The sequence below is a fragment of the Streptomyces hundungensis genome (genome assembly GCF_003627815.1).
GTDB lineage: Bacteria > Actinomycetota > Actinomycetes > Streptomycetales > Streptomycetaceae > Streptomyces > Streptomyces hundungensis_A.
In genome coordinates this window covers 2,493,756-2,517,854 of sequence record NZ_CP032698.1, presented here as the reverse complement: position 1 = coordinate 2,517,854, position 24,099 = coordinate 2,493,756, and the positions used below count along the sequence as shown (strand labels likewise).

Genomic DNA, 24,099 nt, shown 5'->3' with positions numbered 1-24,099 from the left:
CTGGCTGGAAACATCTGCATATTCCGACAGGGGAGCGCCACAGCGCTGAGAGTGCGGTACCCGCAAGGGACACGGACCGCAGACCCTCTGAACCTTGCCCCGGTCATTCGGGGTAGGAAGTTCGGCGATTACTCAAGCTGTTGCGCCCTGCCCGCACGACGCCTCGTCGTGCGGGCAGGGCCGCGTCTCTTCCTGGTCATCTCCAGGAGGAATGAAGAAATGCGCAGTACCAAGAGGCTCGCGGCCGGCGCGATCGCCGCCGCCCTCGGGGTCACCACGCTGGCGGCCTGCGGCGGTTCGGACGGCAAGAAGTCCGGCTCGGGTGACGGATCCGCCGACAAGACCGTGACGCTCGTCAGCCATGACTCGTTCGCCGCCTCGGATCCGGTGCTCAAGGCGTTCACCGCCCAGACCGGCTACACCGTCAAGGTGCTCAAGTCCGGGGACGCCGGCGCAGCCCTCAACCAGGAGATCCTCACCAAGGGCTCCCCGCGCGGCGACGTGTTCTTCGGCGTCGACAACACCCTGCTCTCGCGCGCCCTCGACAACGGCATCTTCACGCCGTACGAGGCCAAGGGCCTGGACCGGGTGCCCGCCGAGGTCCAGCTCGACCAGGCCAAGCACCGAGTCACGCCCATCGACACCGGCGACATCTGCGTCAACTACGACAAGAAGTACTTCGCGGACAAGAAGCTCAGCCCCCCGCAGTCCTTCGCCGACCTGATCAAGCCCGAGTACAAGGATCTGCTCGTCACGGAGAACGTGGCGACGTCCTCGCCCGGCCTCGGCTTCCTGCTCGGCTCGGTCGCCACGTACGGAGACGGCGGCTGGCAGGACTACTGGAAGAAGCTGAAGTCCAACGGCGTCAAGGTCGTGGACGGCTGGGAGCAGGCCTACAACACGGACTTCTCCGGCTCGGCCGGCGGCAAGAAGGCCAAGGGCGACCGGCCGCTGGTCGTCTCCTACGCCTCCAGCCCGCCCGCCGAGGTGATCTACGCCGACCCGAAGCCCACCGAGGCCCCCACCGGCGTCGCCACCGGCACCTGCTTCCGCCAGACCGAGTTCGCGGGCCTGCTCAAGGGCGCCAAGAACGAGGCCGGCGGCAAGGCGCTCCTGGACTTCCTGATCTCCAAGAAGTTCCAGGACGACATGCCGCTGAACATGTTCGTGGACCCGGTCGCCAAGGACGCGGTACTCCCGCCGGAGTTCACCACCTTCGGCGCGAAGATCACCCACTCGACCACCGTCGCCCCCGACACGATCGCCAAGAACCGTGACCAGTGGGTCAAGACGTGGTCCTCGCTCGTCCTGAAGTAGAGCGCCCCGCGGGCAAGCCGCGGCGCGGCGCGGGGCGACGCGGTGCGCTGCGGGGCAACGCGGTGCGGTTCGGTCTCCTGGCCGGGCCGCTCGCCTTCTTCGCGGTGTTCTTCGCCTGGCCCGTGGCCGCCATCGTCGGCCGCGGGCTCAAGGCCGACGGGGCCTGGCAGTTCGGCCGGGTCGGCGAGGTACTCGGCGACCCGGACATCGCCCACGTCCTGTGGTTCACCACCTGGCAGGCGCTCGCCTCCACCGCGCTCACCCTGTTGATCGCGCTGCCCGGCGCCTATGTCTTCGCACGCCTGGACTTCCCCGGCAAACAGCTCCTGAGGGCCGTCGTCACCGTGCCGTTCGTCCTGCCCACCGTCGTCGTGGGCACCGCGTTCCTGGCGCTGCTCGGCCGCGGCGGGCTGCTCGACCAGCTGTGGGGGGTGCGCCTGGACACCACGGTGTGGGCGATCCTGCTCGCGCACGTCTTCTTCAACTACGCGGTCGTCGTACGCACCGTCGGCGGCCTGTGGTCGCAGCTCGACCCCCGCCAGGAGGAGGCCGCCCGCGTGCTCGGCGCCTCCCGCCTCGCGGCCTGGCGCAGGGTCACGCTGCCCGCGCTCGGCCCCGCCGTCGCCGCCGCCGCGCTGATGGTCTTCCTCTTCACCTTCACCTCCTTCGGCGTCGTCCAGATCCTCGGCGGCCCCACCTTCTCCACCCTCGAAGTGGAGATCTACCGCCAAACCGCCGAACTCCTCGACCTGCCGACCGCGGCCGTCCTGACGATCGCCCAGTTCGCGGCGGTCGGCGCGATCCTCGCCGTGCACGCCTGGGCGGTACGCCGCCGCGAGAGCGCCCTCAGCCTCGTGGAGCCGGCGCACACGTCCCACCGCCCGCGCGGCGCCGCGCAGCGCACGCTGCTCGCCTCGGTCCTCGCCGTCGTCGCCCTGCTGATCCTGCTCCCCGTGGGCGTCCTCGTCGAACGCTCCCTGGACACCCCCGACGGCTACGGCCTCGGCTACTACCGGGCGCTCCAGGACGCCGGCGACAACGGCAGCTTCCTCGTGCCGCCCATCGAGGCGATCGGCAACTCGCTCCAGTACGCCCTGGCCGCCACCGCGATCGCGCTGGTCGTCGGCGGCCTCGCGGCGGCCGCCCTCACCCGGCGCGGCAGCGGCCGGCTGATGCGCGGCTTCGACGCCCTGCTCATGCTGCCGCTCGGCGTCTCGGCCGTGACCGTCGGCTTCGGCTTCCTGATCACCCTCGACGAGCCGCCCCTCGATCTGAGAACCTCCTGGATCCTGGTGCCGCTCGCCCAGGCGTTGGTGGGCACCCCCTTCGTCGTACGGATCATGCTGCCGGTGCTGCGCGCGGTGGACGGACGGCTGCGCGAGGCGGCGGCCGTGCTCGGAGCGTCCCCGCTGCGGGCCTGGCGCGAAGTGGACCTGCCGCTGGTGCGCCGCGCGCTCCTGGTCGCGGCGGGCTTCGCCTTCGCGGTCTCCCTCGGGGAGTTCGGGGCGACCGTCTTCATCGCCCGGCCCGACCATCCGACGCTGCCCGTCGCCGTGGCCCGCCTCCTCGGCCGGGCCGGCGACCTCAACTACGGCCAGGCGATGGCCCTCAGCACAATTCTGATGGTGGTGTGCGCGGTGGCGCTGCTCGTCCTGGAACGGATCCGGACCGACCGGAGCGGGGAGTTCTGATGCTGACACTCGACGGGGTGACCGTACGGTTCGGGGAGCGGGCCGCGCTCGACGCGGTCGACCTGGACGTCGCCGAGCACGAGACGGTATGCGTCCTCGGGCCCAGCGGCAGCGGCAAGTCGACGCTGCTCCGGGTCGTCGCCGGGCTCCAACCCCTGGACGGCGGACGGGTGTTGCTCGGCGGCGCCGACCAGGCGGGGGTGGCCGTGCACAGACGCGGGCTCGGCCTGATGTTCCAGGACCACCAGCTCTTCCCCCAGCGCGACGTCGCCGGGAACGTGGCGTTCGGGCTGCGGATGCGGGGCGCCTCGCGGGCCGAACAGGCCGACCGAGTACGGGAGTTGCTCGAACTGGTCGGGCTGCCGGGCGCTGAGCGCCGGGCCGTCGCCGCCCTGTCCGGCGGCGAACAGCAGCGCGTCGCCCTCGCCCGCGCGCTCGCCCCCTCGCCCCGCCTCCTGATGCTGGACGAGCCGCTGGGCCAGCTCGACCGCACCCTGCGGGAACGCCTCGTGGTCGAACTCCGCTCGGTCTTCGCCCAGTTGGGCACCACGGTGCTTGCCGTCACCCACGACCAGGGCGAGGCGTTCGCGCTGGCCGACCGGGTCGTGGTGATGCGGGACGGCCGCATCGCGCAGAGCGGGACCCCGCTGGAGGTCTGGCAGCGCCCGGCGTCCGAGTTCGTGGCCCGCTTCCTCGGCTTCGAGAACGTGGTCCCGGCGACGGTGACGGGCGAGGCGGCCTCCACGCCCTGGGGCAAGGTGCCGGTGCCGCCGGGCTCCGCCCAGGGCGAGGCCCACGTCCTGATCCGCCCGGCGGGCGTCCGGCTCGTGCCGGAGCGGGAGGGGCTGGGGTGCCTGGTGGTCGCCCGCACGTTCCGGGGCAGTCATGTGGGGGTTCGGCTGCGGCCGGGGGTGGGGCCGGTGCTCGAGGCGGAGTGTGAGGTTGGGGCTGCGCCGGGGGTGGGGGCGGGGGTGGGGGTCGTGTTCGCGCCGGAGGGTGTGGTGGTCCTGGATCCTCGCCCCACCCCGCCCCTTCCCTAGACCCTCCGGGGGTGGGGTTCTGGGTGCGGGTTGTGGTCGTTTTGGGCAGTTCCCCGCGCCCCTGAGCCCGCTTGCGCCTGCGGGCCGTGGTCGTTTTTTGCGCAGTTCCCCGCGCCCCTAGACCCTCCCGAACCTGCGGATCGTGGTCGCTTCTCGCGCAGTTCCTCGCGCCCCCAAAACCCGTTTTCGTCCTCGCACCGTGCGTGGCTGGTCGCGCAGTTCCCCGCGCCCCTAACTACTCGGTGCTGGCCAGCACCTCAGCCTGTCATGGGGGTCCCCCCTGGCCCTTAAGGCCTTGGGGAGATTGAGGACGAGCGCCGTTCAGGCGCGAACGGGGTGCAGGGGGCGGAGCCCCCGCGGGGGTCTGGGGCGCAGCCCCAGGGGCCGAACCATCCAACCCCCTGCACGGGCGGGTGGGTGGGCGAGGTGCCCGGGGTCTGGGGCGGAGCCCCAGGGGCCGGAACTGTCCAACCCCGCTGCACGGGCGGGTGGGTGGGCGAACCCGTGGGGTCTGGGGCGGAGCCCCAGGGAGCTCGGCCCGTTCAAAGCGCCCGGGGGTCAGGTCGGGGTGCTTGCCGGTGTGGGGGTGCCGGTCGCACCGACCTCCTCCGCGACCCCCTCCGACCCGTACCACGCCACCGCCACCGCCCCGCCCACCGCGAGGACGAACCCCAGGACCGCCATCCAGCCCAGCCCCGCCCGGGACGCGTCGCCCAGCCACAGGACGCCGATCGCGCCGGGCAGTACCGTCTCGCCCACCACCAGCGCCGCCGTCGCGCCGTTGACCGAGCCGATCTGGAGGGCCACCGTGTGCAGGTACATGCCGCCGATGCCGGCGACCCCGATCGCGTACAGCGCCGGGTCGCAGAGCAGCGCGCCGGCGTCGAAGGGGTCGATGCCGTTCAGGATGCGTACGCCCACGCCGAGCGCGCCGAAGCCGAGCCCCGACAGGAGCCCCGCGAGGATCGCGGCCCGGGCGCCCAGGAGGCGTACCGCCACCGTGCCGCCGGCTATGAGGGCGAGCGAGATCGCCAGCAGCCACCAGTGCGGGGCCGGCGCGGTGTGCCCGCTGCCCTCGTGACCCGCGGCCGAGGCGAGCAGGACCAGCGCCGAGCAGACCACCCCGATCGACGTCCATTCGGCGCGGCTCAGCCGGATGCCGAGGAGTTTGACGCTGAGCACCGCCGTGATGACCAGGTTGGCGCTGATCACCGTCTGGGACAGGAAGAGCGGAAGCAGCCGGGCGGCCAGCGCGCCGAGGCCGAACCCGACGAAGTCGAGGACCGTCCCGACGATGAACTCCCACGTCGTCGCCGCCTTGGCGGTGGAGGAGAGGCTGGGCCCGCCGTGCTGGGTCCGGTCGGCGGCGGCCGCGTCGCGACGGGCGGACTTGCGGGACCCCACGGCTTGCAGGACCGAGCCCGTGCCGTAACAGACCGAGGCGGCGATGGCGGTCAGCAGACCGAGCAGCACAGATCACTCCGTTCCTGGCGGGGGCAACCGGTTCGCCCCACTCCGCTTTACCAGACGTTTGCCTGTGCTTGGGAGTTGCCTGGAAGGTGGATCGTTCTGTGTCGGCTCCGGTTGGCCCTGCCGCTAGCCGGTCGGACCGGACAGGCGGGCCAGCGCCTCGGGCGCCTCGGACACCGAGTCGACCAGGGCGATCCGGGCCGCCATCGGACGGTCCTTCGCCAGCGCCTGGAGCAGCGGCCACGTCGGCAGGGTCTCCGTCCAGTGCGCCCGGTCGACGAGCACCATCGGCGTCGGAGTGCCCCGCGACTCGTAGAAGTTCGGCGTCGCGTTGTCGAAGATCTCCTGTACGGTGCCGGCCGCGCCGGGCAGGAAGACGACGCCCGCGTTGGAGCGGGCGAGCAGGCCGTCCTCGCGGGTGGCGTTGGCGAAGTACTTGGCGATGGCGTTGGCGAAGGCGTTCGGCGGCTCGTGCCCGTAGAACCAGGTGGGGATCCCCACCGAGGTCCCGCCGCGCGGCCACTTCGTCCGCACCTCGAAGGCCGCGCGCGCCCAGCGCGACACGGACGGCCTGAACGAGGGCTCCGTGCCGAGGAGTTCGAGGGCCGAGTCCAGCATCGCGTCGTCGAAGGGTGCCGCGTACGCGCCGAGGTTCGCGGCCTCCATGGCGCCGGGGCCGCCGCCCGTGGCCACCGTGAAACCGGCGCGGGCGAGTGTGCGGCCGAGGACGGCCGCGCCCCGGTACTCGTCCGTGCCGCGAGCCATCGCGTGGCCGCCCATCACGCCCACCACCCGCGCACCGACGAGGAGTTCGTCGAGCGCGTCGGAGACCGCGTCGTCGTGGATGGAGCGCAGCATCGAGGAGAAGATGTCGCCGTCCGTGCTGGTCCGCTGGAACCAGGCGTACGACAGGGCGTCCGGGGTGCGTTCATAGCCCGCCGCGAGGCCTTCGAACAGTTCGGCGGGGGAGTAGAGGGCGCCCCGGTAGGGGTCGAAGGGCAGGTGCGGCACCGGGGGGAAGACCAGGGCGCCGTCGGCCCGGACCTTGGCGACCGCGTCCGGCTCCATCGCACAGCCGAGGAAGACGGCACCGGCGGTGTCGGTGGTGAGGAGGGCGGCCGTGCGGGTGGTGAGGTCGAGGGATTGCACGCGGTAGCCGGCGAGGCCGGCGTGTTCGGGCTGTGCGGTGCGCTCGACGGCCGTGTCGAACTCGGCGAGGGTTTCGATCTCGGTGTCGCTGGCTGCGGGTGTCTTGTCTGTGTCCGGCACGGGGCCATGCTAGGTGGGGGGTGCGGGAGGTTTCGGCGCGGGGTGCCCACGCCCCGGGGCCCTATTGCGCAGTTCCCCGCGCCCCTAACTACTCGGTGCGGGGGCATCTTCAGCCTGTCCGGCGATTGAGGACGAGCGCCGTTCAGGCGCGATCGGGGTTTGGGGCGGAGCCCCAAGGTCTTTTGGCTGCTCGGTGCGGGGGCACCTTCAGCCTGTCCGGCGATTGAGGACGAGCGCCGTTCAGGGGCGAACGGGGTTTGGGGCGGAGCCCCAAGGGGTGCCCCTCGCTTGGAACGCGCACCCCCGCGGAGCGTCACCGCAGGGGAATCGCCGCCACCTCCGCGATCGTCACCGTCAGGGGGACGAACACCGCCAGGAGGGCCAGGGCGCGCAGCAGCGTGGCGGTGCGCAGGACCGTCGGGGGAGTGCCCAGGGACAGGAGCGCCGCCGTGGTGTGGGCGCGGGCGTGGCGCGATTCCAGGGTGGCGGTCAGCAGCGTGGCCACCGTGCAGCTCATCACCAGCGCCGCACCGAGCCCGGTGAGCGGACCGAACGGGTGCGGGCCCGCGCGGTCGCCGTACAGGGTGGCCGCCGCGATCGCCCCGGAGGCCACCGCGCTCACCACACCCAGGGGCCGCCCGATGCGGCGGGCCTCCGCCATCAGGACCCGGCCCGCGAGCAGGCGTGCCGCGCCGGGCCGGGCCAGTTGCAGGAGCCGTCCGCTGAAGTGCGCGAGCGCGGGGCCGGCGAGCGCCAGGCCGAGCGCGGTCAGGGCCCACCCGCCGAGCACCCCGGCGGGCGCGCCCTCGGGGTGGCCCGGCATCGGGAACGCGGAGCCCCGGGCGCCACGGTTGGCGTACGTCTCGACCGCGAGGCCCGCCGTGACGAGGGCGAAGCCCCAGGGCAGGCCGGACGGCGCGGGCGCCGGCTCCTCGGGGTGCACCGGGTCGCTGGCCGGGGCCGGGCGACGGGCACCCGGGCGCAGGGCGAGCCCGGCGGCGACCGAGGCGGTCACCGGCAGGACGGCGAGCAGGGTCAGGGCGCCCGCCACCGGCATCGGCTGGTCGGCGGCGAGCAGACCGGCGGCGGCCCCGTCGAAGGGGAGCCCGTTGAGGTCGCCGCGCAGATGCAGATAGACCAGGAGCGCCACCGCCGAGCCCAGCGTGCAGGTGACGGCGGTCGACGCGGCGGCGATCGCCGCCAGCCGGGCCGGCCCGAGGCCCACCGCGGAGAGCCCGGGGCGGGGCCGGGTGCTCGGGTCGGTGCGGGCCACCGCGACCGCGAAGTACACCGTGGCGGCCAGCGGAACCGCGCACCACAGCAGCCTCAGCACCGAGCTGCCGGGATGGCCGACCGCGTAACCCAGCGTGCACAGCAGGAGGAAGCCGACCCCGGCGGAGGCGGCGGACACCAGCAGGCGCCGCAGCAGGACCAGGGGGTGAGTACCGCGGGCTAGACGGAGAGCGAGCACGCGGCGATACCCTCCGCATCCGAAGTGCCGGTGTTTTCACGGGAGTTGACGCGGCGCCCGTCGATGAGGACCACCGTGCGGTCGGCCAGCGCCGCCACGTCCGTGTCGTGGGTGGCGAGCAGCGTGGTGATGCGGTGCGAGCGGGCCGCGGTGAGCAGGGTGCGCAGCACCTGGGCCCGATCGACGCGGTGCAGGGTCGCGGTCGGCTCGTCCACGAACAGGACGGCCGGCTCGGTGATCAGGGCGCGGGCGATCGCGACGCGCTGGCGCTGCGCCTGGAGCAGCGCGTGCGGGCGCTTCTTGGCGCAGGTGTCGACGTCGAGGCGCTCCAGCCACTCCAGGGCGGCCTTCTTCGCGGTCCGCTGCGCCACCCCGCGCAGGAGCAGCGGCAGGGCCGCGTTCTCCCACGCGCACAGTTCGGGGACCAGGGTGGGCTCGGGGTCGATCCAGCCGAAGCGGTCGCGCCGCAGCCGTTCGCGGGCCACCGGGCCCAGGGTGTGCACGGGCCCGCTGTTGTACCAGACCTCGCCCTCGTCGGGAACGAGCGTGCCCGAGAGGCAGCGCAGCAGAGTCGTCTTGCCCGAGCCGCGGGGGCCGCCGACGGCGAGGATCTCGCCCTCGCGGACCCCCACGCTGACCCCGGTCAGGGCGGGAGAGCCGCTGTGGGAGTGGTGCAGGGAACGCGCCCACAGCACGTCGTTGTCCGGCGGAGCCACCATGGTGCACACCTCGGTTCAGATCAGATTTCCTGCTCCCCGTACGGGGGAACGAAGGCAGGGCCGATCGGTCACTGGGCACGCTAGGCACTGGGGTGTGGCTGTCCCCACAGCACGCGGCCCGGCCGCCCCCATCTCACTCGGATGGGCGCGGCCGGGCCGGGGCACGGACGGTCAGAGCTTGGTCCAGGCCTCCGTCAGCACCTGGCGCAGGACGCCCTCGATCTCGTCGAAGGTGTTCTGGTCGGAGATCAGCGGCGGGGCGAGCTGGACGACCGGGTCGCCGCGGTCGTCGGCCCGGCAGTACAGGCCGTTGTCGTAGAGCGCCTTCGACAGGAAGCCGTACAGGACGCGCTCGGTCTCCTCGTCGTTGAAGGTCTCCTTGGTGGCCTTGTCCTTCACCAGCTCGATGCCGTAGAAGAAGCCGTTGCCGCGGACGTCGCCGACGATCGGCAGGTCGTGCAGCTTCTTGAGGGTGTCGAAGAAGGCGCCCTCGTTGTCGAGCACGTGCTGGTTGAGACCCTCCTTCTCGAAGATGTCGAGGTTGGCCAGGCCCACCGCGGCGGAGACCGGGTGGCCGCCGAAGGTGTAGCCGTGCAGGAAGGTGTTGTCGCCCTTGTAGAACGGCTCGGCGAGCTTGTCGGAGATGATGCAGGCGCCGATCGGGGAGTAGCCCGACGTCATGCCCTTGGCGCAGGTGATCATGTCCGGGACGTAGTCGAACTTGTCACAGGCGAACATCGTGCCCAGGCGGCCGAAGGCGCAGATGACCTCGTCAGAGACGAGCAGCACGTCGTACTTGTCGCAGATCTCGCGCACGCGCTGGAAGTAGCCGGGCGGCGGCGGGAAGCAGCCGCCCGCGTTCTGCACCGGCTCCAGGAAGACGGCGGCGACCGTCTCGGGGCCCTCGAAGAGGATCTCCTGCTCGATCTGGTCGGCGGCCCAGCGGCCGAAGGCCACCGGGTCGTCGGCGTGGATCGAGGCGCGGTAGATGTTGGTGTTCGGCACCTTGTGCGCGCCGGGGACCAGCGGCTCGAAGGGCGCCTTCAGGGCGGGCAGACCGGTGATGGACAGGGCGCCCTGCGGGGTGCCGTGGTAGGCGACCGCACGCGAGATGACCTTGTACTTCGTGTGGTTGCCGGTGAGCTTGTGGTACTGCTTCGCCAGCTTCCACGCGGTCTCGACGGCCTCGCCGCCGCCGGTGGTGAAGAAGACCTTGTTGAGGTCGCCCGGGGCGTAGTTCGCCAGGCGCTCGGCGAGCTCGACGGCCTTGGGGTGGGCGTAGGACCACACCGGGAAGAAGGCCAGCTCCTGCGCCTGCTTGTACGCGGTCTCGGCGAGCTCGTGACGGCCGTGGCCGGCGTTGACGACGAACAGGCCCGACAGGCCGTCCAGGTACTTCTTTCCCTTGTCGTCGTAGATGTAGGTGCCCTCGCCACGGACGATGGTGGGAACGGGCGCGTTCTCGTACGACGACATGCGGGTGAAGTGCATCCACAGGTGGTCGTAGGCGGTACGGCTGAGGTCCTTGCTCACGGCTATCGGGTTCCCCACATATAGGTCTGCTTCTTCAGCTTGAGATAGACGAAGCTCTCGGTGGAGCGCACGCCGGGGAGCGCGCGGATCCTTTTGTTGATCACTTCGAGCAGGTGGTCGTCGTCCTCGCAGACGACTTCCACCATGAGGTCGAAGGAGCCCGCGGTCATCACCACGTACTCGCATTCGGCCATGGCCGTCAGGGCCTCCGCGACGGGGTCGAGGTCGCCCTCGACCCGGATGCCGACCATCGCCTGGCGCCGGAACCCCACGGTGAGGGGGTCGGTGACAGCGACGATCTGCATCACGCCCTGGTCGAGCAGCTTCTGGACGCGCTGGCGCACGGCCGCCTCCGACAGGCCCACGGCCTTGCCGATCGCGGCGTACGGGCGGCGCCCGTCCTCCTGGAGCTGCTCGATGATCGCCAGGGAGACGGCATCGATCGACGTTCCGTTGCTGCGACGGGCAGCGTCCCCCTGAGGGGCGGTGGTCGGGAGACGGGAGGGCGATCCGCCCCCGGTCCTGGGGTCTGTGCTTCTGCTGGCCACGAAGCCACTGTGCACGCGACTCGTCCGTCCCGCAACCCCAAAGCGATGAAATTCGTTGTTCCGTGACGTCCAGGGAACTGAATCCGAAGTTCGAGGGCGTTGGGTCTGTCGAAAGCGTCACCTGAGCGATTAGGGTGGGTTGTCTCACCCATCGGACTCATCCATCGGACAACGGACCGGGAGGCCAGCGAAGTGACCACCGAACTGCGTCGTTTGCGCAACTACATCGACGGAGAGTTCCGCGATGCTGCCGACGGGCGGACCATCGAGGTGGTCAACCCGGCCACAGGCCAGGCGTACGCGACCTCGCCGCTCTCCGGCCAGGAGGACGTCGACGCCGCCATGGCCGCGGCCGCCGCGGCGTTCCCCGCCTGGCGCGACAGCACCCCGGCCGAGCGCCAGCGCGTGCTGCTCAAGATCGCGGACGCCTTCGAGGAGCGCGCGGAGGAGCTGATCGCCGCCGAGTCGGAGAACACCGGCAAGCCGATCGAGCTCACCCGCACCGAAGAGGTGCCGCCGATGGTGGACCAGATCCGCTTCTTCGCGGGCGCGGCCCGGCTGCTCGAAGGCCGCAGCGCCGGCGAGTACATGGAGGGTCTGACCTCGATCGTGCGCCGCGAGCCGGTCGGCGTCTGCGCCCAGGTCGCGCCGTGGAACTACCCGATGATGATGGCCGTGTGGAAGTTCGCCCCGGCGCTCGCCGCGGGCAACACCGTCGTCCTCAAGCCCTCGGACACCACCCCCGCCTCGACCGTCCTGATCGCCGAGATCATCGGCGCAATCGTCCCCAAGGGCGTCTTCAACGTCGTCTGCGGCGACCGCGACACCGGCCGCGCGATGGTCGAGCACAAGACGCCGGCGATGGCCTCCATCACCGGTTCGGTACGGGCCGGCATGCAGGTCGCCGAGTCCGCCTCCAAGGACGTCAAGCGCGTCCACCTGGAGCTCGGCGGCAAGGCCCCGGTCGTCGTCTTCGAGGACGCCGACCTCGCCAAGGCCGTCGAGGACATCGCGGTCGCCGGCTACTTCAACGCCGGCCAGGACTGCACCGCCGCCACCCGTGTGCTGGTGCACGAGTCGATCCACGACGAGTTCGTGACCGCGCTCGCCAAGGCCGCCGCCGACACCAAGACCGGGCAGCCGGACGACGCGGACGTGCTGTACGGCCCGCTCAACAACGCCAACCAGCTCAAGCAGGTCACCGGCTTCATCGAGCGCCTCCCCGCGCACGCCAAGGTCGAGGCGGGTGGCCACCGGGTCGGCGACCAGGGCTACTTCTACGCCCCGACCGTCGTCTCCGGTCTGAAGCAGGACGACGAGATCATCCAGAACGAGGTGTTCGGGCCGGTCATCACCGTCCAGTCCTTCACCGACGAGGCCCAGGCCCTGGAGTACGCCAACGGCGTCGAGTACGCGCTCGCCTCCTCGGTGTGGACCAAGGACCACGCGCGCGCCATGCGGATGTCCAAGAACCTCGACTTCGGCTGTGTGTGGATCAACACCCACATCCCGCTGGTCGCCGAGATGCCGCACGGTGGCTTCAAGAAGTCCGGCTACGGCAAGGACCTCTCGGCCTACGGCTTCGAGGACTACACCCGCATCAAGCACGTGATGACGTCCATCGAGGGCTGAGCCACGGTCTGAACGACGCGCAGGGGCGGGGGAGTTGATCCCCCGCCCCTTTTCGCTGCCGTCCCCCGACCGGCGTGACGGATACGCTGACCCGCCTGCCCCGACAGGGTGTCAGGCCTGGGGCGCAGGGCTGGACGCAGCGTCCATTGAAGCGGGCGGGCGCGGGCGGGCATCCTGCGGGAATGCCACCGACCGCGCCCCGCGCCAGCACTCCCTTCTCCCGCCGCAGCCTGCTGCGCGCCCTCGGCGGCGGCGCCGCGCTGACGGCTCTGGCCGGCTGCGGGGTCCCCGCGGCGTATGTGGCGCCGGGCGAGCGGGCCGGGCGCGACCGCTCGGCCGACGAGCGGTCCCTCACCTTCGCCAACTGGCCGCTCTACATAGACGTGGACGACGACGCCGGCAAGCGGCCCACCCTGGACGCCTTCACCAAGACCACCGGGATCTCCGTCACGTACACCGAGGAGATCAACGACAACGACGAGTTCTTCGGGAAGATCAGCCCGGCCCTGATGAACCATCAGGAGACCGGCCGGGACCTGATGGTGATCAGCGACTGGATGGCGGCCCGCTTCGTGCGGCTGGGCTGGGTCCAGGAGATGGACCGCGCCAAGCAGCCCAACGTCACCCGCTACCTCGACCCCCAACTGCGCACCCCCGCCTTCGACAACGGGCGCCTGCACAGCGTCCCGTGGCAGTCCGGCATCACCGGCATCGCGTACAACAGGAAGAAGCTCGGACGCGAGCTGCGGCACGTCAGCGATCTGTGGGACCGCTCGCTCGCGGGCAAGGTGACCCTCTTCTCCGGCCTGGACGAGTCCTTCGCCCTCCTCATGCAGGGCAACGGCGTCGACATCACGAAGTGGACCGCCGACGACTTCCACCGGATGTGCGACCAGGTCGAGAAGCAGGTGGCGAACCGGCAGATCCGGCGCTTCACCGGCAACGACTACACCAGCGACCTCAACAAGGGCGACGTGCTGGCCTGTCAGGCCTACAGCGGCGATGTGTTCCAGCTGAAGGCGGACAACCCCGACATCGAGTTCGTGGTGCCCGAGGAGGGCGCGGAGCTCTGGGCGGAGTCGATGATGATCCCCAACCTGGCCCACCACAAGGCGAACGCGGAGGCTCTGATCGACTACTACTACGACCCCGAGGTCGCGGCCGAACTGGCCGCGTCGGTCAACTACGTCTGCCCGGTCCCGGCCGCCCGCGAGGTGCTGGCCTCCTCCAAGGACAAGGACGAGGCCGAACTGGCGGAGGACCCCCTGATCTTCCCCGACGACACGATGCGCAAGCGTCTCGCCATCGCCCGGGACATCACCTCCGAGGAACGCACGGAGTTCGCCAAGCGCTGGAACGCGATCGTGGGGCTGTAGGGGGAGTTGGGGGAGGAGGGCGGTTTTGAACGCGTTCAAGCAGGGCGTACGCTGCGGGTATGAGCGAGCGAAGCGCCCTGTTGAGGCGTATACGCGTGTGGCTGGTCGTGTTCGTCGTCTGTCTCGTGTTGAGCGGGCTCACGGCCTTCCCCCTGGTCCATGAACTGCGCTGGACGCAGTCCCTGTTGCGGCACACCCCGGTGGGGGAGTGGCTGCCGGGGCTGAGCGGGTGGATCGACCGGGTGCGGGCGGGGCTCGACTCCGCCGACACCGAGTATCCGTTCCTGCTGTACGGGACGGACTGGCTCGCCTTCGCGCACCTCGTGATCGCCGTCGCCTTCTACGGGGTGGCGCGCGATCCCGTACGCAACGTGTGGGTCGTCGAGTTCGGGATGATCGCCTGCGCGGGAGTGATCCCGCTCGCGCTGATCTGCGGGCCGGTCCGGGGCATTCCCTTCTGGTGGTCGGTGATCGACATGTCCTTCGGGGTGTTCGGGGTGATCCCGCTGTATGTGGTGCGGCGCAAGATCAAGGCCCTGGAGGCGATGGTGGGGCAGTGGGCTCCCGCGGCGGTGCCGGTTCCGTCGTGAGGAGCCCGGTCACCCCTACCGCCGCCCGGCCAGGACCTTGTGCAGGGCGTCCAGCCGGTTGGTGGTGATCGAGTCCACGCCGTAGCCGACGAGGCGGCGCTGGGTGCGCGCGGTGTCGGCGGTCCAGGCCGAGGCCAGCAGACCGCCCCGGTGGATGTGCGCCACCAGGTCCGAACTCAACAGCGCGAAGCGGTAGTTGAGCCAGCGCGGCTTGATGGCGTCGACCAGCGAGGGCCTGGGCAGCGAGGGCTTCGTCCAGTTCAGGGCGAGCTCGGCGCCCGGGTCCGCGGCACGCAGCCGCAGCGCGTTGACCGGCCCCGCGCAGTAGTACACCCGCTCACCGGCCCCGCACTCGCGGACCGTGCCCACCACCGCGCGCACCGCCTCCTCGGTGGCGCCCGGCAGGTCGAGCAGCACCCGGTGCGCGCCGACCGCCATCAGCGCCTGGCGCAGCGTGGGCACCCCGCCGCCGGTCACCTCGCGCACCTCCGCGTACGGCAGCTCGGACACCGGGCGGTCGAAGTCCCACAGCCGTTTCAGGGTCTCGTCGTGCAACAGGACGGGCACGCCGTCCCGGGTCGTGCGGACATCGATCTCGACCGCGTCCGCGCCCCGCTCCAGGGCCGAGGCGATGGAGGGGAGCGTGTTCTCACGGACGCGGTACGGGTCGCCGCGGTGGGCCACGACTGTCACGGTGCGCATGGGGTCATTGTGCGTAGCCGTGACGGGTGCGGCCAGCCGGCGGCGGGGCGGGGGCCTCGTGCCCAGGCCCCGCTGGTCGCGTGCCCTGGCCCTGCTGGTCGCGGGCGGGTTCTCAGCGGGCGAGCCACTTCGTGGTGTAGTCGTCGATCTCGCCCGCGAGCTTCGTCTTGCCCGCCGGGTCGAGGAAGGACGCCTCGACCGCGTTCTTGGCGAGATCCGCCACGCCCCGCTCGTCGAGGTCCAGCAGACGGGCGGCCACCGCGTACTCGTTGTTGAGGTCGCTGCCGAACATCGGCGGGTCGTCGCTGTTGATGGTCACGAGGACGCCCGCGGCCACCATCTCCTTCACGGGGTGCTCGTCCAGGTTGGCCACCACCCGCGTCGCCAGGTTGGACGTCGGGCAGACCTCCAGGGCGATCCGGTGCTCGGCGAGGTGCGCCAGGAGCGCCGGGTCCTGTGTGGCGCTGGTGCCGTGGCCGATGCGCTCGGCGCGCAGGTCGATCAGCGCGTCCCAGATCGACTGGGGGCCGGTGGACTCCCCCGAGTGCGGCACCGAGTGGAGGCCGGCCGCGATGGCCCGGTCGAAGTACGGCTCGAACTGCGGGCGCGGCACCCCGATCTCGGGGCCGCCCAGGCCGAAGGAGACCAGGCCCTCGGGGCGCACCCCGTCCTCGGTGGCGAGGCGGGCGGTCTCGGCGGCGGCCTCCAGGCCCGCCTCGCCCGGAATGTCGAAGCACCAGCGCAGCACCGTGCCGAACTCGGTCTCGGCGGCCCGGCGGGCGTCCTCGATCGCGTCCATGAAGGCGCGCTCGTCGATGCCCCGGCGGGTGGAGGAGAAGGGCGTGATGGTCAGCTCGGCGTAGCGGATGTTCTGCCGGGCCATGTCACGGGCCACCTCGTAGGTGAGCAGGCGCACGTCCTCCGGGGTGCGGATCAGGTCGACCACCGAGAGGTAGACCTCGATGAAGTGCGCGAAGTCCGTGAACGTGAAGTAGTCGGCGAGCGCCTCGGGGTCGGTGGGGACCTTCGAATCCGCGTGCCGGGCGGCCAGTTCGGCCACGATGCGCGGCGAGGCCGAGCCGACGTGGTGCACATGCAGCTCGGCCTTGGGCAGCCCCGCGATGAAGGGGTGCAGATCGGTCATGGGTCCTCCAGGGGTCTGCCGCGAGGGTCCTCGCGGTCGGCGTCGGGCGCCCTTCGCCGGTCGGGGATCATGGTAGGCCGGGCGGACCCGCCCGGAACCCGGGGCCGTAGCATGACGGAACCACGATGGGGGAGGCCCATGTCAGACAACACGCAGCAGCCGTCGGGAGGCCCGGAGTCCCGCGACCCCTGGGCTCCGCCGGAGCACAAGGTCCCGCTGGACAAGCCGCCGGTGCACGACCAGCAGACGGTCATCGCGATGCCCGGCGCTCCCGGCACGGGCCCCAACGGCGCCCCGCCCGCGGGAGCCCCCGGCGGCGCCCCGGCGCAGGGCCCCTACCAGGGTGCGCCCGCGCAGCCGGCTCCGGGCACGCAGCCTGCTCCCGGTTTCGGCGCCCCGATCCCGCCGCCCGCGACCGGCCAGGCGGCGCCCGGAAGTTACGGCTACCCCGCCTACCCGCAGCAGCCCGCCCAGGGCTACCCCGCGTACCCGAACCAGCAGGGCGGCTACGGCTACCAGGGCTGGACCGGGGGGACCCCACCGCAGAACGGGTTCGGCACCGCCTCGATGGTGCTCGGCATCGTCGCCTGTGTGGCGATGATCTGCACCTGGGGTATCGGCGGCATCGTCCTCGGCGCGCTCGCGCTGATCTTCGGGTTCCTCGGCAAGGGCCGGGTCGCCCGCGGTGAGGCCAACAACCGGGGCCAGGCCCTGGCGGGCATCATCATGGGCATCGTCGGCATAGTCATCGGCGCCGTGATCCTCGTGCTCATGATCGTGATCGTGGTCAACGCGCCCTCGCACTCCAGCAGTGACGACTACGACTACTCGGACTCCCTGTCGCTGAGCCACTCGGCCCGCTGAGAAGCAGCCTCCCGACCCACCGCTGAGCCGCCGCACCGCACTCCGTCCCGGCAAGGGGCCCGTACACCGGGCTCCTCCGCCGGGACGGAGCCGGTCCCGGTCAGCGCAGTCGCTCGCGGGCCTCGGTCAGGGCGAAGCCCAGCAGGTTGAGGCCCCGCCACCGCCTGGGATCCTCGGCCTCCGGGGCGTCCGCCGCCAGGCCGATGCCCCATATGCGGTCCAGCGGGCTCGCCTCGACGAGCACCCGGTCCCCGGTGGCGAGCAGGTAGTCCCGCAGCGCCTCGTCCTCGCCGAACTTGTGCAGGCTGCCGGCCAGGACGATGCCGTACCGCTCCCGCCGCCACGCCGCCTCGTCGAAGCCGCGGACCATGCGGCCCGCCTTTTTCGCGAGCGCCGGGTTCGCCGCCGTGAGCGCCGCCCGCTCCGCCTCGGCGTCCCCGAACAGGCGCGCCTTGGACGCCATCATCCAGTGCTCGGCCGTCGCGTACTCGACGTCGTCCACGGTGAACGGCGAGGGCCACCACTGACTGAAGCAACTCGGGCCGAGCGACCCGTCCCGCCGCGGCGTGTGTCCCCAGAAGTGCAGGAACTTGATCCGCGTACCGTTCGTGACCTGCGCGATCAGCTCGTCCAGTGGCGCGCGGTCCCCCGTGATCCCCGTCATGCACGCGAGTCTGGCACGCGCCACTGACACTCCGTCGGGCCAGGTGGGCCGTGACGCGACACATGGTCGACAGATTCCGTCGCGTAACCAAAAGGCAACAACGGAATCACTTGTTGGCCGGATGTACCTCTGTCAGGATCGGCACTCAAATCGAGCTGGAGCTACGAAGAACGTGGGCGACATGGACACCGACACCGGCAATCGCTTCCCCGTAGAGGACCGCTTCCCGGCGCAGGACCGCTTCGCGGCGGGCGCCCAGTACATCGGCGGGCGGCTGCGCCCGGGCACCTCCGGGCGCCACCAGGAGATCGTCGACCCGGCGACCGGCGACACGGTCCACACCTACGAGCTCGCGGGCCCCGCGGACGTCGACGCCGCGGTCGCCGCGGCCAAGGAGGCCTTCCCCGGCTGGTCCGGCGCCACCCCCGGCGAGCGCTCCGAGGCCCTGCACCGGCTCGCGGGCGTCCTCGCGGAGCGCGCCGAGGAGTTCGCCCGGGCCGAGTCCCTCCAGTGCGGCAAGCCGATCAAGCTGAGCCGGGAGTTCGACGTGCCCGGCACCATCGACAACACGGCCTTCTTCGCGGGCGCGGCCCGGCACCTGGAGGGCAAATCGGCGGGGGAGTACTCCGGCGACCACACCTCCTACGTACGCCGGGAACCGCTCGGCGTCATCGGCTCCATCGCGCCCTGGAACTACCCGCTCCAGATGGCCGCCTGGAAGATCCTCCCGGCGATCGCGGCGGGCAACACCATCGTCCTCAAGCCCGCCGAGACCACCCCGCTCACCTCGCTCCTGTTCGCCCAGGCCGCCACCGAGGCCGGCATCCCGGACGGGGTCGTCAACATCGTCTCGGGTGCCGGAAAGGACGCGGGCGAGCACCTGGTCGGGCACCCGGACGTCGTGATGACGTCCTTCACCGGCTCCACCGGCATTGGCAAGCGGGTCGCCGAGATCGCCACGCGGACCGTCAAGCGGCTCCATCTGGAGCTCGGCGGCAAGGCCCCCTTCCTGGTCTTCGACGACGCCGACCTCACGGCCGCCGTGCACGGCGCGGTCGCCGCCTCCCTCATCAACACCGGCCAGGACTGCACCGCCGCCACCCGCGCCTACGTCCAGCGCCCGCTGTACGAGGCGTTCGTCGAGCAGGTCGCCGCCCTGATGGAGACCGTCCGCCTCGGCGACCCGTTCCGCGAGGACACCGACCTCGGCCCGCTGATCTCGTACGCCCACCGCGACCGTGTCGCCGCCTTCGTGGAGCGGGCCCGCGCCTACGCGCGGATCGTCACCGGCGGCGAGGCCCCCGAGGGCAGGGGCGCCTACTACCGGCCCACCCTCATCGCCGACGCAGCCCAGGACAGCGAGGTCGTCCAGGCCGAGATCTTCGGCCCGGTCCTGGTGGTGCTGCCCTTCGACACCGACGACGAGGGCCTCGCCCTCGCCAACGACACCCCCTACGGCCTCGCCGCCTCCGTCTGGAGCCGCGACGTGTACCGCACCGGCCGGGCCACCCGCGAGATCAAGGCGGGCTGCGTCTGGGTCAACGACCACATCCCGATCCTCAGCGAGATGCCGCACGGCGGCTACCGGGCGAGCGGCTACGGAAAGGACATGTCGGCGTACTCCTTCGAGGAGTACACGCAGGTCAAGCACGTGATGTACGACAACAGCGCGGTCGCGGCGAAGGACTGGCACCGCACGATCTTCGGGGACCGATAGCAGAGGCGGCCCGACCAGGCCTCCGAACCCACCCGAAAGGGCATACAGCGCATGGAGCAGTACGAGTCCGACCTCCCCTCCACCGGCACGGACAGCGGCCTTCTCTCCGGGGCCCAACTGGCCGCCATCCGGCGCAGCCTGACCAACGGACGGGGCGCCCTGACCCGCCGTTCGCTGCTGCGCGCCACGGGCACGGGCGCGCTCACCGTCGGCGGCCTCGCGACGCTGAGCGCCTGCGGCATCCCGGCGGCCACCAAGGAGAACGGCGCCGGGCCGTCCAACGCGGACCACTCCGCCCAGGAGAAGGAGGTCAACTTCTCCAACTGGACCCAGTACATGGACATCAGCGACGACAAGAAGCACCACCCGACGCTGGACGAGTTCACGCGCCGCACCGGGATCCAGGTCAAGTACACCGAGGACATCAACGACAACGTCGAGTTCTTCGGGAAGATCAAGCCCCAGCTCGCGGGCGGCCAGGACACCGGCCGCGACCTCATGGTGCTCACCGACTGGCTGGCCGCCCGGCTCATCCGGCTCGGCTGGGCGCAGCAGCTCGACCCGGCCCATCTGCCGCACGCCTACGCCAATCTGGCGCCCCAGTTTCGGATGCCCGACTGGGACCCCGGCCGCGCCTACTCCTACCCCTGGACCGGGATCCCGACCGTCATCGCCTACAACGCCAAGGCGACCGGCGGCAAGAAGGTCGACTCGATCACCCAGCTGCTCGACGACCCGAGCCTCAAGGGCCGCGTCGGCTTCCTGTCCGAGATGCGCGACTCGGTCGGGATGACCCTGCTCGACCTCGGCAAGGACCCCGCCAAGTTCACCGACGCCGACTTCGACGCGGCGATCGGCCGGCTCCAGAAGGGCGTCGACACCAAGCAGATCCGCCGCTTCACCGGCAACGACTACACCGGCGACCTGGTCAAGGGCGACCTGGCGGCCTGTGTCGCCTGGGGCGGCGACGTGACCCAGCTGCGCGCCGACAACCCGGACATCAAGTACGCGATTCCCGCTGCCGGTTACATGACCTCGAGCGACAACCTGCTGGTTCCGGCGAAGGCCCGGCACCAGAGCAACGCCGAGAAGCTCATCGACTACTACTACGAGCTGCCCGTGGCCGCCAAGCTCGCCGCGTTCATCAACTACCAGTGCCCGGTCGAGGGGGTCGGCGACGAACTCGCGAAGATCGACCCGGCGCTCGCCCAGAACCAACTGATCCTGCCGGACCGGGCGATGGCCGCGAAGTCCCACTCCTTCCGCTCGCTCAGCGAGGCCGAGGAGACGGCGTACGAGCGGAAGTTCTCCAAGCTCATCGGAGCGTGAGCGCTCCGCTGGGCGCGCGAGATTTCTGGGTGCGGGTGCGTCGTGGCTGGTCGCGCAGTTCCCCGCGCCCCTTCAGGGCGCTGAGCCCCCTTTCCATGAGCCCCCTTCGACCCCCTGGGACCCCACCCATGACTGACAGCACCGCCGGCGGCGACGTTCGCCTCACCGGGATCAGCAAGACGTACGGTTCCTTCACGGCCGTGCACCCGCTCGAACTGACCGTCCCCCAGGGCTCGTTCTTCGCCCTGCTCGGCGCGTCGGGCTGCGGCAAGACCACCACGCTCCGCATGATCGCCGGCCTTGAGGAGCCGACCACCGGCACCGTCTTCCTCGGCGACAAGGACGTCACCGACCTGCCGCCCTACAAGCGTCCGGTGAACACCGTCTTCCAGTCCTACGCCCTCTTCCCGCACCTGGACGTCACGGAGAACATCGCCTTCGGGCTGCGCCGACGGGGCATCAAGTCGGTGAAGAAGCAGGTCGACGACATGCTGGAGCTCGTGCAGCTCGGCGACTTCGCCCGGCGCAAGCCGCACCAGCTCTCCGGCGGCCAGCAGCAGCGCGTCGCGGTCGCCCGCGCGCTCATCAACCACCCCCAGGTGCTGCTCCTCGACGAGCCGCTGGGCGCCCTCGACCTCAAGCTGCGCCGCCAGATGCAGCTGGAACTCAAGCGCATCCAGACCGAGGTCGGCATCACCTTCGTGCACGTAACCCACGACCAGGAGGAGGCCATGACGATGGCCGACACGGTCGCGGTGATGAACGGCGGCCGCGTCGAACAGCTCGGCGCGCCCGCCGAGTTGTACGAGAACCCCAGGACCACCTTCGTCGCGAACTTCCTGGGCACCTCCAACCTCATCGAGGCCGAGGTCGTCGAGGCCGGCGGCGAGGACCTGGTGGTCAGCGCGGGCGGCGCCAAACTCCGGCTGCCCGGCGGGCGATGTTCGGCCCCCACCGCCGGCGGTGGCAAGCTCCTCGTCGGCGTACGCCCCGAGAAGATCTCGCTCGCCCACCGCGACGACGAGGACACCATCGCGGCGGGCCGCAACCGCGTCACCGGCCGCATCCTCGACTCGTCCTTCATCGGCGTCTCCACCCAGTACCTGATCGACTCCCCGGCGGGCAAGGGCCTCTCGGTGTACGAGCAGAACATCGAGCGCGACAGCCGGCTCGTGCCCGGCGCCGAGGTCGTCCTGCACTGGAACCCGGCGCACACCTTCGGACTCGACGCGGACCAGGCCATCGACGCGGGCGTCGAGAAGGTCGAGGACGCCGCGTGACCGCCCTGGCCGAGGCGCCCGCGGAGCTGCCCGTGCGCAAGTCCTCCACCCGCAAGCGGCTCGTCCCGTACTGGCTGCTGCTGCCCGGCATCCTGTGGCTGATCGTGTTCTTCGCGCTGCCGATGGTGTACCAGGCCTCAACCTCCGTACAGACCGGCTCACTTGAGAAGGGCTTCCAGGTCACCTGGCACTTCCAGACGTACTGGGACGCCTTCAAGGAGTACTACCCGCAGTTCGTGCGCTCCCTGCTCTACGCGGGCACGGCGACCCTGCTGTGTCTGCTGCTCGGCTATCCGCTGGCCTATCTGATCGCCTTCAAGGCGGGCCGCTGGCGCAACCTGGTCCTGGTCCTGGTGATCGCGCCGTTCTTCACCAGCTTCCTGATCCGCACGCTCGCCTGGAAGACGATCCTGGCCGACGGCGGCCCGGTGGTGCACGCCCTCGGCGCGCTGCACGTCCTGGACGTCACGAGCTGGCTGGGCTGGACCGAGGGCAACCGGGTCCTCGCCACGCCGATGGCCGTGGTGTGCGGACTCACCTACAACTTCCTGCCGTTCATGGTCCTGCCGCTGTACACCTCCCTGGAGCGCATCGACTCCCGGCTGCACGAGGCGGCCGGCGATCTGTACGCGACGCCGGCCACCACCTTCCGCAAGGTCACCTTCCCGCTGTCGATGCCGGGCGTGGTCTCGGGGACGCTGCTCACGTTCATCCCGGCCAGCGGTGACTACGTCAACGCCGAACTGCTTGGCTCCACCGACCAGAAGATGGTCGGCAACGTCATCCAGTCGCAGTTCCTGCGCGTCCTGGACTATCCGACGGCCGCGGCCCTCTCGTTCATCCTGATGGCGATCGTCCTGGTCATGGTCACCGTCTACATCCGCCGAGCCGGCACGGAGGACTTGGTCTGATGAGTCGCATGCCCATTCTCAAGTGGCTGCGCCGCAACCTCGTGGTCATCGCGGGGCTCGCGACGCTCGCCTATCTGATCCTGCCGAACGCCGTCGTCATGGTGTTCTCGTTCAACAAGCCGAACGGGCGCTTCAACTACTCCTGGACGCGGTTCTCCACCGACGCCTGGCAGGACCCGTGCGGCGTCGCCGACATGTGCGGCTCGCTCTCGCTCTCGCTCCAGATCGCCCTGTGGGCCACCATCGGCGCGACCGTGCTCGGCACGATGATCGCCTTCGCTCTGGTCCGCTACCGGTTCCGGGCGCGCGGCGCGATCAACTCGCTGATCTTCCTGCCGATGGCGATGCCCGAGGTCGTGATGGCCGCGTCCCTGCTGACGCTCTTCCTCAACATGGGTGCGCGGCTCGGGTTCTGGACGATCCTCATCGCCCACATCATGTTCTGCCTCAGCTTCGTCGTCACCGCCGTCAAGGCCCGGGTGATGTCCATGGACCCGAGGCTCGAAGAGGCCGCGCGCGATCTCTACGCGGGCCCGGTCCAGACGTTCTGGCGGGTGACGCTGCCGATCGCCTCGCCCGGCATCGCGGCGGGCGCGCTGCTCGCCTTCGCGCTCTCCTTCGACGACTTCATCATCACCAACTTCAACGCGGGCTCCACCGTGACCTTCCCCATGTTCGTGTGGGGTTCGGCGCAGCGCGGCACGCCCGTGCAGATCAACGTCATCGGGACGGCCATGTTCATCATCGCCGTCGTGGTGGTCGCCGCCGGACAAGTCATCGCGACCCGGCGCAAGAACAGCGCGAAAGCGTAACCCACGCAGTTCCTGAGGGA

21 protein-coding genes are annotated in these 24,099 nt (G+C 70.9%); 12 read left to right on the top strand and 9 right to left on the bottom strand.

The window, feature by feature from the left end; all coding sequences use genetic code 11:
* The first annotated feature begins 219 nt into the window (after window positions 1-219).
* From DWB77_RS11135 to DWB77_RS11125, 3 genes are all read left to right on the top strand, one after another.
* Window positions 220-1,317, top strand: coding sequence for a thiamine ABC transporter substrate-binding protein (locus DWB77_RS11135; protein WP_120721115.1), 1,098 nt, complete (start codon window positions 220-222; stop codon window positions 1,315-1,317).
* A gap of 62 nt (window positions 1,318-1,379) precedes the next feature.
* Window positions 1,380-3,008 (top strand): ABC transporter permease, encoded by a 1,629-nt coding sequence (locus tag DWB77_RS11130; RefSeq protein WP_174248695.1) that lies wholly within the window; start codon window positions 1,380-1,382, stop codon window positions 3,006-3,008.
* Window positions 3,008-4,048, top strand: a complete 1,041-nt coding sequence (locus DWB77_RS11125; RefSeq protein WP_120721114.1) for an ABC transporter ATP-binding protein — start codon at window positions 3,008-3,010, stop codon at window positions 4,046-4,048. Before DWB77_RS11130 ends, DWB77_RS11125 begins: the two co-directional genes overlap by 1 nt.
* A 558-nt stretch (window positions 4,049-4,606) precedes the next feature.
* Here the strand turns inward: DWB77_RS11125 and DWB77_RS11120 are convergent.
* The 6 genes from DWB77_RS11120 to DWB77_RS11095 all read right to left on the bottom strand — a co-directional run bounded on the left by DWB77_RS11120 (window position 4,607) and on the right by DWB77_RS11095 (window position 11,058).
* Entirely contained in the window at window positions 4,607-5,521 is a 915-nt protein-coding gene (locus DWB77_RS11120; protein ID WP_120721113.1) for a hypothetical protein, read from the bottom strand.
* 123 nt (window positions 5,522-5,644) lie between these two features.
* Window positions 5,645-6,787, bottom strand: coding sequence for an LOG family protein (locus tag DWB77_RS11115; RefSeq protein ID WP_120721112.1), 1,143 nt, complete (start codon window positions 6,785-6,787; stop codon window positions 5,645-5,647).
* 313 nt (window positions 6,788-7,100) lie between these two features.
* Window positions 7,101-8,258 (bottom strand): hypothetical protein, encoded by a 1,158-nt coding sequence (locus DWB77_RS11110; protein WP_120721111.1) that lies wholly within the window; start codon window positions 8,256-8,258, stop codon window positions 7,101-7,103.
* Entirely contained in the window at window positions 8,240-8,977 is a 738-nt protein-coding gene (locus DWB77_RS11105) for an ABC transporter ATP-binding protein (RefSeq protein ID WP_120727654.1), read from the bottom strand. Before DWB77_RS11105 ends, DWB77_RS11110 begins: the two co-directional genes overlap by 19 nt.
* 171 nt (window positions 8,978-9,148) lie before the next feature.
* Window positions 9,149-10,528 (bottom strand): aspartate aminotransferase family protein, encoded by a 1,380-nt coding sequence (locus tag DWB77_RS11100; protein ID WP_120721110.1) that lies wholly within the window; start codon window positions 10,526-10,528, stop codon window positions 9,149-9,151.
* Window positions 10,513-11,058, bottom strand: coding sequence for an Lrp/AsnC family transcriptional regulator (locus DWB77_RS11095; RefSeq protein ID WP_174248534.1), 546 nt, complete (start codon window positions 11,056-11,058; stop codon window positions 10,513-10,515). The genes DWB77_RS11100 and DWB77_RS11095 overlap by 16 nt, the downstream gene beginning before the upstream one ends.
* Window positions 11,059-11,250: 192 nt before the next feature.
* Here DWB77_RS11095 and DWB77_RS11090 point away from each other — a divergent pair, with 192 nt between their 5' ends.
* The 3 genes from DWB77_RS11090 to DWB77_RS11080 all read left to right on the top strand — a co-directional run bounded on the left by DWB77_RS11090 (window position 11,251) and on the right by DWB77_RS11080 (window position 14,656).
* The gene (locus DWB77_RS11090; protein ID WP_120721108.1) at window positions 11,251-12,690 is read left to right on the top strand and encodes a gamma-aminobutyraldehyde dehydrogenase; all 1,440 of its coding nucleotides are present in this window, start codon (window positions 11,251-11,253) and stop codon (window positions 12,688-12,690) included.
* Window positions 12,691-12,872: 182 nt separating this feature from the next.
* A complete protein-coding gene (locus DWB77_RS11085) occupies window positions 12,873-14,066 on the top strand; it encodes an ABC transporter substrate-binding protein (protein WP_120721107.1) in 1,194 nt (397 codons plus the stop codon).
* A gap of 59 nt (window positions 14,067-14,125) precedes the next feature.
* On the top strand, window positions 14,126-14,656 hold the full coding sequence (locus DWB77_RS11080; protein WP_120721106.1) for a hypothetical protein: 531 nt from the start codon (window positions 14,126-14,128) through the stop codon (window positions 14,654-14,656).
* 15 nt (window positions 14,657-14,671) lie between these two features.
* Here DWB77_RS11080 and DWB77_RS11075 read toward each other — a convergent pair whose 3' ends face one another.
* Both DWB77_RS11075 and DWB77_RS11070 read right to left on the bottom strand, forming a co-directional pair.
* Window positions 14,672-15,358, bottom strand: a complete 687-nt coding sequence (locus tag DWB77_RS11075; RefSeq protein ID WP_120721105.1) for a glycerophosphodiester phosphodiesterase — start codon at window positions 15,356-15,358, stop codon at window positions 14,672-14,674.
* Window positions 15,359-15,470: 112 nt separating this feature from the next.
* A complete protein-coding gene (locus DWB77_RS11070) occupies window positions 15,471-16,502 on the bottom strand; it encodes an adenosine deaminase (RefSeq protein ID WP_120721104.1) in 1,032 nt (343 codons plus the stop codon).
* Window positions 16,503-16,640: 138 nt separating this feature from the next.
* Between DWB77_RS11070 and DWB77_RS11065 the strand changes: the two genes are divergently transcribed.
* Window positions 16,641-17,366, top strand: a complete 726-nt coding sequence (locus DWB77_RS11065; RefSeq protein WP_120721103.1) for a DUF4190 domain-containing protein — start codon at window positions 16,641-16,643, stop codon at window positions 17,364-17,366.
* A gap of 100 nt (window positions 17,367-17,466) precedes the next feature.
* Here the strand turns inward: DWB77_RS11065 and DWB77_RS11060 are convergent, their stop codons facing one another.
* On the bottom strand, window positions 17,467-18,030 hold the full coding sequence (locus tag DWB77_RS11060; RefSeq protein WP_120721102.1) for an NADAR family protein: 564 nt from the start codon (window positions 18,028-18,030) through the stop codon (window positions 17,467-17,469).
* 181 nt (window positions 18,031-18,211) lie between these two features.
* Here DWB77_RS11060 and DWB77_RS11055 point away from each other — a divergent pair, with 181 nt between their 5' ends.
* The 5 genes from DWB77_RS11055 (at window position 18,212) to DWB77_RS11035 (ending at window position 24,079) form a co-directional block, all read left to right on the top strand.
* Window positions 18,212-19,747 carry a gamma-aminobutyraldehyde dehydrogenase gene (locus tag DWB77_RS11055; RefSeq protein WP_120727652.1) on the top strand — a complete coding sequence of 512 codons (1,536 nt, stop codon included), beginning with the start codon at window positions 18,212-18,214 and terminating at the stop codon, window positions 19,745-19,747.
* A 51-nt stretch (window positions 19,748-19,798) separates the two neighbouring features.
* The gene (locus DWB77_RS11050; RefSeq protein WP_120721101.1) at window positions 19,799-21,076 is read left to right on the top strand and encodes a polyamine ABC transporter substrate-binding protein; all 1,278 of its coding nucleotides are present in this window, start codon (window positions 19,799-19,801) and stop codon (window positions 21,074-21,076) included.
* Window positions 21,077-21,204: 128 nt separating this feature from the next.
* Complete coding sequence (locus tag DWB77_RS11045) at window positions 21,205-22,356, top strand: ABC transporter ATP-binding protein (protein ID WP_120721100.1); 1,152 nt, start codon at window positions 21,205-21,207, stop codon at window positions 22,354-22,356.
* Window positions 22,353-23,267 carry an ABC transporter permease gene (locus DWB77_RS11040; protein WP_120721099.1) on the top strand — a complete coding sequence of 305 codons (915 nt, stop codon included), beginning with the start codon at window positions 22,353-22,355 and terminating at the stop codon, window positions 23,265-23,267. The genes DWB77_RS11045 and DWB77_RS11040 overlap by 4 nt, the downstream gene beginning before the upstream one ends.
* Window positions 23,268-23,275: 8 nt before the next feature.
* On the top strand, window positions 23,276-24,079 hold the full coding sequence (locus DWB77_RS11035) for an ABC transporter permease (protein ID WP_120727651.1): 804 nt from the start codon (window positions 23,276-23,278) through the stop codon (window positions 24,077-24,079).
* Window positions 24,080-24,099: the final 20 nt, after the last annotated feature.